The 6,626-nt window shown below is 63.0% G+C and carries 4 protein-coding genes; all 4 read right to left on the bottom strand.

Features of this window, described 5'->3' with window-relative positions:
- Positions 1–52: 52 nt before the first annotated feature.
- From ACESY8_RS17760 to ACESY8_RS17745, 4 genes are read right to left on the bottom strand one after another with little or no spacing between them, the layout of a single operon-like run.
- On the bottom strand, positions 53–2,443 hold the full coding sequence (locus ACESY8_RS17760) for an S-layer homology domain-containing protein (RefSeq protein ID WP_054339573.1): 2,391 nt from the start codon (positions 2,441–2,443) through the stop codon (positions 53–55).
- A 12-nt stretch (positions 2,444–2,455) separates the two neighbouring features.
- A complete protein-coding gene (locus ACESY8_RS17755) occupies positions 2,456–3,661 on the bottom strand; it encodes an ABC transporter permease (RefSeq protein ID WP_007494386.1) in 1,206 nt (401 codons plus the stop codon).
- Positions 3,658–4,353, bottom strand: a complete 696-nt coding sequence (locus tag ACESY8_RS17750) for an ABC transporter ATP-binding protein (protein ID WP_007494384.1) — start codon at positions 4,351–4,353, stop codon at positions 3,658–3,660. The genes ACESY8_RS17755 and ACESY8_RS17750 overlap by 4 nt, the downstream gene beginning before the upstream one ends.
- Positions 4,354–4,366: 13 nt before the next feature.
- On the bottom strand, positions 4,367–6,295 hold the full coding sequence (locus ACESY8_RS17745) for an efflux RND transporter periplasmic adaptor subunit (protein WP_054339574.1): 1,929 nt from the start codon (positions 6,293–6,295) through the stop codon (positions 4,367–4,369).
- Positions 6,296–6,626 lie beyond the last annotated feature (331 nt).

Raw genomic sequence — 6,626 nt, 5'->3', positions numbered from 1 at the left:
GGAACCCAAAGGGTTCCAAGGCGTTTCTGGTAGACTTTTGGTAGAACAAAACTCATTCCACAACGACGATGCGGACCTTGCCGCCCTCCTCGGGAGAGCGGTCATAGTAGACGGTGATATCGTCGGAGAAGGCCAGTGCCAGATTCAGCGCAGCCTTGTGGTCGCCATCCTCGCCGGGCTTAAACCAATCTCCAGTAGTCTTATTGTAGCACTCAACCTTGTCGGAAATGGGGATCACCATGGAGTTGGTGGTCAGAAGCATGGCGTCGGTATCGAATTGGGCGCGGCGGATGCCCGTGGCCTCGTTCAGCGGCATAAACGCGGCCATGCGATTCTTGCCGTCCAACTGGTCCAGAGAGCCGGCGACGCCGCCCATGCGGTTGGTCTTGGCGCCGTCCACAGAGCCGACTACATAGGTGTGCTCACCGCTGCCGTTGGTGACCCGGATCTCACCGTTCTGATAGCTGCCCTCACTTCCGTCGTCCTTGCTCTCCTCGTAGCCTGCGGCACGGTAATAAATCATGCCGTAGTCGTAGCAGTCGCCGGTAACATCGTTAAGCACCAGCTTATCCACGCGGCCGGCCCAGTCATAGCCCACATAGGTAATCTTGTTGGCCGGGATGCTGGTGATGGTAATGTCGCTGCGGTCAATCTCCACCAGCCTGCCGTTGCTTACCTGCTCAAAGAAGCGGGCGCCAGCGGAGAGCTCCTTAGTGCCCATGCGGTTGGTGGTCAGGTTCAGCGCGGTGGAGGCGCCCTTTCCGTTTACCTTGCTCAGGGTCAGATAGTCACGCTTATAGGAGGATACCGTCACCAGGCAGCCGTTGAGCTTGGCGGCGGCGGCTTCGCTGTAAGTGGTCTTGCCCTCTAGGGTGAGGATGCCGTCCAGCAACTTGATGGTCGCCATGGTACCCTTCACCTCGGCCACGCCGACGGCGTTGGACTTGGCCACATCGGGAGAGACAGCCCCCGCCACCTGGCCGGTGGTGGTGAGCAGCAGGGTAACCTTGTCGCCCACCTTGAATGCAGCAAGATCCGCCTGTGCGCTGGGCAGTACGGTGAGCTTAGCGCCCATTACGGTGACGGTGGAGGGAGCGGCGGCGTTGGGGTAAGCGTTCTCATACAGGCCGCTGAGCTTCAGATCGGAGACAAACAGGGTATCGGAGGACTTGTCGTAGGTCCCCACGTCATACTGGCGCAGGTCGCTGAGCTCGGCGGGGATGCCGTTCTTGTAGATCTGGGCCGGGGTCTTGCCGCCGGACAGGGAGGCGAAGGGGTTGTTGGAGCCGGTGGGTTTGTTCTTGGCCACCAGCACGTTGTCGTCGCTGACGCTGGCGGTCTTGGAGGGCATATAGATGTATTCCAGCTTACCGGAGCTGTTGAAGCACAGACGCAGGCTGGCGCCGGAGCGCAGGCTGGTCCAGATCTTCTCGTAGGTGCTGGCGGCCTGCTCGTCGCTGGTATAGACCGGGGTCTCCAGCGTGACGGAGATGGTTTCGTCGCCCAACACAGGAATGGCGTTGGCCTCCGGGCTGCCCATGACGGTGACGGAGCGGAAGGTGCTGCCCTCCTCGGGGAGGACGGCCAGCAGTTTCTTGTTCTTATCCAGAACGAGCTGGCCGCGGGTACCGTTGAGCTCGCCGGGGAAGGAGACGCGGTCGGTCTTATAGGTGCCGGAGGTGGTGAGCACCGAGCCGGTGGTGCCGTCGTCGGCAGTGGCGTCGGTGGAGAGAACCACCACGTTGTCCTCCAGGGAACCGCCCAGGGTGGTCAGGTACACCTGGTCGCTGTCCTTAGGCTCAGTAAAGAGCAGGTTATAGAACAGAATCGCCGCCTGCCCGCGGGTGAGGGTGGCCGCGCCGCCCAGGCTCAGGCCGTCGGCCAGCCCCGAGGACTGGGCCACGGCCACATAGCCGTCATACCAGTTGGAGCCGGTGGCCACATCGGCGCTTCCATAGCCCAGCACCCGCATGAGGATGGTGACGGCCTCGCCGTAGGTGATGGCCTGGTTGGGGCGGAAGGTACCGTCGCCCACGCCCATAATCAGGCGTGTACCGCCAGTGGTGCCGCCATTCTCACCAGCGGTGCCGCCGATGGTGATGGAGGAGGCCAGGTTCACGTAGCCCCTGGCCCAGTAGGTGGGGCCCACATCGGTGAAGATGGTGCGGTTGCGCTGGGCGGGCTCCTCAGCGCCGCGGCCCATGATCTCCACGGTCATTTTGCAGAACTCGGCCCGGCTCAGGGTGCCGCCGGGGTTGAAGGCGCCGCCGCCGGTGCCGTCCACCACGCCCAGCAGGCGGAGCATCTCCGCGGCGTCGGCGACAGTGGAATCGCTGATGTCGGAGAAGCCGCCCGAGCCGGACGCCGAAGCGGGAGGAAATACCAGTAGCCCGGCCAGCAGCGCGGCGGACAGAAGGCAGGAAATCAGTCGTTTTAATCTCATATTCTCTCTCCTTTAATCGGCCCGCAGGGCATCCACCGGCTGGAGGCCGGAGGCCTTGATGGCAGGGTACAGGCCGAAGATGACGCCCAGGGCCACGGAAATGAAGAAGGAGCCGACGGCAACGCCCGGGCTGGGCCATAGAATCATTTTAAAGGACAATTTGCCCACGATCAAGGTGCCGATGTAGCCCGCGGCGATACCGAACAGGCCGCCGATGCCGCAGATCATGCAGGCTTCGATCAGGAACTGGGCGATGATGCTCTTGCGCTCGGCACCGATGGCCTTGCGGATACCGATCTCCCGGGTGCGCTCGGTGACGGTGACCAGCATGATGTTCATAATGCCGATGCCGCCGACGGCCAGGGAGATGGCGGCAATGCCGCCCAGGAAGCGCTGCTGCATCTTGTCCTGCTCCTCGCTCTGCTCCTGCCAGGTATTGGGGGTGGAGACATTGCCCTCATTCGGGCCCAGCAGGCTGTCCAGGTAGCCCTGGAGCAGGGAGACGGCCTTGGTGGTCGTGGCGGAGTCCTTGGCCTTTGCCACAAAACTTCCAATTTCGGTTTTGCCGCTGATGATGCGGTTCACGGTATAGGGAATGAGCACATAGCGGTCCATACCGGACATGTTGTTGGGGTCCTTCTCCTCAAAGACGCCGACAACGGTGAAGGGGATGCCGTTGATGGTGATCTCCTTACCCACGGGGTCAATGTAGTTGAAGAGGGTGTCGGCGATTTTGGAGCCGAGGACACAGACCTGGCTGTAGTTTTCCACGTCCAGGAAGGAGATGTCCCGGCCCCGGGCGATGGTGAAGTTGTTGCACAGGGAGTAGTCCTGGTTGCCCATGACGAGCTGGGGGGATTCGTCCCAGTTGCTGTTATTGCTGTCCATGGACTTGGCGCCGTACTTCAGGATAGTCTGGTCGTAGTAGTCCACGGTGGGAGTGAGGCCCAGGATGTAGTCGTCGAGATCCTCCATGCAGTAGTCCCGGATGGTCTTGGTCAGATCCCGCCCGGAGGGGCTGTAGGCATTGATGTTGACCACGTTGTTGCCCAGGCTCTCGTAGTACTCCCGCATCTGGCGGTTCTGGCCCTCGGCGTAGGAGACCAGGATGATGACGGCGGCCAGGCCGATGATGACGCCCAGCATGGTGAGGGCGGAGCGGGCCTTTTTCGCGGCGATGGATTTGACCGCGATCTTGAAGGCTTGGGTCAGGTTCACAGAAAGGCCCCCTCTCTGTCGCCGTCGTAGATGATATGCCCGTCGGAGATGCGCACGACGCGCTCGGCGGTGGCGGCGATGCCGTTGTCGTGGGTGATGAGGATGATGGTGGAGCCGTCGTCATGCAGGCCGTGGAGGATCTCCAGCACGTGCTTGCCGGTGCGGGAGTCCAGGGCACCGGTGGGCTCGTCGGCCATGATGATGGGGGGCTGGGTGGCGATGGCGCGGGCGATGGCCACGCGCTGCTGCTGGCCGCCGGACATCTCGGTGGGCTTGTGCCCGGCGCGCTCGGCCAGACCCACCCGCTCCAGGGCGGCCTCCACCCGGTCGGCCCGCTTGGAGGCGGGCACGCCCTGGTAGATGAGGGGCAGCTCCACATTCTCCCAGGCGTTGAGGGCGGGGATGAGGTTGAAGCCTTGGAAGATGAAGCCGATCTGCTTGTTGCGGATGTGGGCGAGCTGCCGGTCGGACAGCTCGGTGACATCCACGCCGTCCAGGTGGTAGTCCCCATAGGTGGGGATGTCCAGGCAGCCCAGGATATTCATGAGGGTGGACTTGCCGGAGCCGGACTGGCCGATGATGGCCAGGAATTCTCCCCGGTCCACGGAGAGGGAGACGCCGTCCAGTGCGCGAACCTCGCTCTCCTCCCCCTCGTGGTAGATTTTAAAGAGGTTTTTTACATCAATGAGCATACCGGGGCCCTCTTTAATAGTACATTTCGTCGGGGTTCTGGTAGCCGATAAAGACCTCCTGGCCTTCCGCCAGGCCGCGGGTGATTTCCACCTTGGAATTATCGGACAGGCCGACCTCGACGGGCACGGCCCAGAAGCCCTCGGGGCAGTCCCAGGTGGGGTCGGGCTCCAGAATGGCGTTGGCGGGGGCCTCCTTGGACTTGACCCACACGATGACGCCGGTGCTGTCGTCGCTGGCGCCGCCGGAGGAGCCGCCCATGGAGCCGCCGTCCACGATGACGCCGCCGCCGGGCATCGGCACCGCGACCATACCCAAGGGATCAGCAAAAGCGCCGCCGGAGTAGGACTGGGGCAGAGCTTCCACGCCGCCGTCCACCATGCCGTCGTCCATCATGCCGCCGTCCACCATGCCGTCGTCCATCATACCGTCGTCCATCATGCCGCCGTCCATCATACCGTCATCCATTCCGGCGGAGGGATCGGCATCCAGGGTTTCGGGGAGCTGGACGTTGGCGAAGCTGACATACTTGACGGCCTGGACGGGGACGGTGAGGCAGTCCTCCGACTCGCTGGCCACGAAGGAGTATTCGGCGTAAGTACCGGGGATCATGCTGCCGTCGTAGTTGTCCACGGTGACGACGGCGGGAATGGAGGCCACGCCGTTCTCGCCGGAGGCGGTCATGGATACGCTCTCCACGATGCCCACGTAGGGCGTGCCGTACTGGTTGATGTCCACCATCATACCGGCCTTGATGTAGCGGGCGTTGCGCTCGTCCACCTGAATTTCGATGATCATCTGGGAGGTGTCGGCGATGGTGATGCCCTGGCCGCTGGATACCTCCTGGCCCTCGGTCAGGCTGCACTGGAGAACCGTGCCGTCAATGGGGGCGACGGCGTTGTACTTCTCCAGCTCCTTGGTGGCCTCCTCCAGCTTCTCCTGGGCGGCCTTGAGGGCGTTCTCCTTGGAGGCGATCTCCTCGTCGGTGTCCTTGGCGCCCAACTGCACCAGGAGCTGCCCGGCCTTCACGTCGCCGTAGTTCAGCAGGCTGACGCGCTCCACCGGGCCGGTGGCCTTGGCGGTGATCTTGGTGGACTCGTAGTACTCCAGCTTTCCGTTCTGGTAGGGGTAGATGGGGGTGCCGTCGGCGGCGGTGAGGCCGGCAGAGGCGTCCATCCCCTCGGCGAGGGTGCCGGGGTTGTCCAGCACCAGCACCACCTCGAAGTGGGTGGCGCCCTCGGGGGAGACAAAGCGCACCTTATTGATCTGCTCCACCTTGCCGGTGACGGGCGCCATGATGGCGGGGATGGAGATCTGCGCGGTCTGCCCCACCTTGATGTCACCCTCATAGGCGTAGCTGTAGTACAGGGAGAGGCGCAGCTTGGTGTCGTTGACCAGGGTAGCGATGGTGTCGCCCTCGTTGACGGTGTCGCCCACCTTGAGGTCGGCCACCTCCCGCAGGTTGCCCGCGTGGGGGGCGGTGATGCTCAGCTCCGCGATCTTGTCATAGACGGCCTGGAGCTCCTTGTTGCAGTTGTCCACCGACTTCTGGGCCTCGGTCACCGCGTCGCGTGCGGTGGTGTCGTCCATACGGTAGAGCTGCTGGCCCGCGGTCACCTGGTCGCCCTCCTGGACGAAGAGCTCCAGAATGGTGCCCGAGCCGGGCGTGACGGTGGCGGAGTCCTTGGCTTTGGTGGTGCCGCTGCCCTCCACCATGGACTGGATGGAGCCCCGGGTGACGAAGTCGGTCATGACCTCGCCCTTGGAGCCGTCCTCCCGGAATACAAAGTACCACACCAGCACGACGAGCGCGATGGCGATGGCGGCGACAATGAGAATTCCCGCGATCGTCTTGCCCCGGCCCTTGCGTTTCTTCTTCGGCCCAGTAGGGGCGGCCGGGGGCGCGGCCGGCGGGGTCATCACTGGGGTCTGCTGTTCGGTCATGTCTGTTCCTCCCTAAAGATTGGCGATTGGATTACATTTACCATTGTACCACAAGCCGCGGGGCTTGGCATTACAAAGCAGTGACAAGTTCTTAAGGAAACCTTAAATTTGCCGCGGCTATCTATTAGACGAAAAAAACGCCCAAAAGTTTCCGCAGTTTCCAAAACTGTTTTTGCCGCCCCTACATCCGGGATTTCGTTTCCGGCGGGCTGTCTTGCGTCGCTTGGACGTAGGGGCGGGGCTTGTCCCCGCCCGCGATCTGCCCGGCGGCCCCTGCAAAGAAAGGCGCATTACGTAGGGGCGGGGCTTGTCCCCGCCCGCGGGGGGGGGG

The organism is Clostridium sp. ATCC BAA-442 (genome assembly GCF_964239415.1).
In the GTDB taxonomy this organism is placed as follows: Bacteria; Bacillota; Clostridia; order Oscillospirales; family Oscillospiraceae; genus Flavonifractor; species Flavonifractor plautii.
Note: the sequence above shows the minus strand (reverse complement) of the source record. Positions and strands in the feature narration are given on the sequence as shown.

Excerpts from the sequence above, each read along its gene's own strand:
- ACESY8_RS17760 (WP_054339573.1), bottom strand. The coding sequence starts at position 2,443 with ATGAGATTAAAACGACTGATTTCCTGCCTTCTGTCCGCCGCGCTGCTG.
- ACESY8_RS17750 (WP_007494384.1), bottom strand. The coding sequence starts at position 4,353 with ATGCTCATTGATGTAAAAAACCTCTTTAAAATCTACCACGAGGGGGAG.
- ACESY8_RS17745 (WP_054339574.1), bottom strand. The coding sequence starts at position 6,295 with ATGACCGAACAGCAGACCCCAGTGATGACCCCGCCGGCCGCGCCCCCG.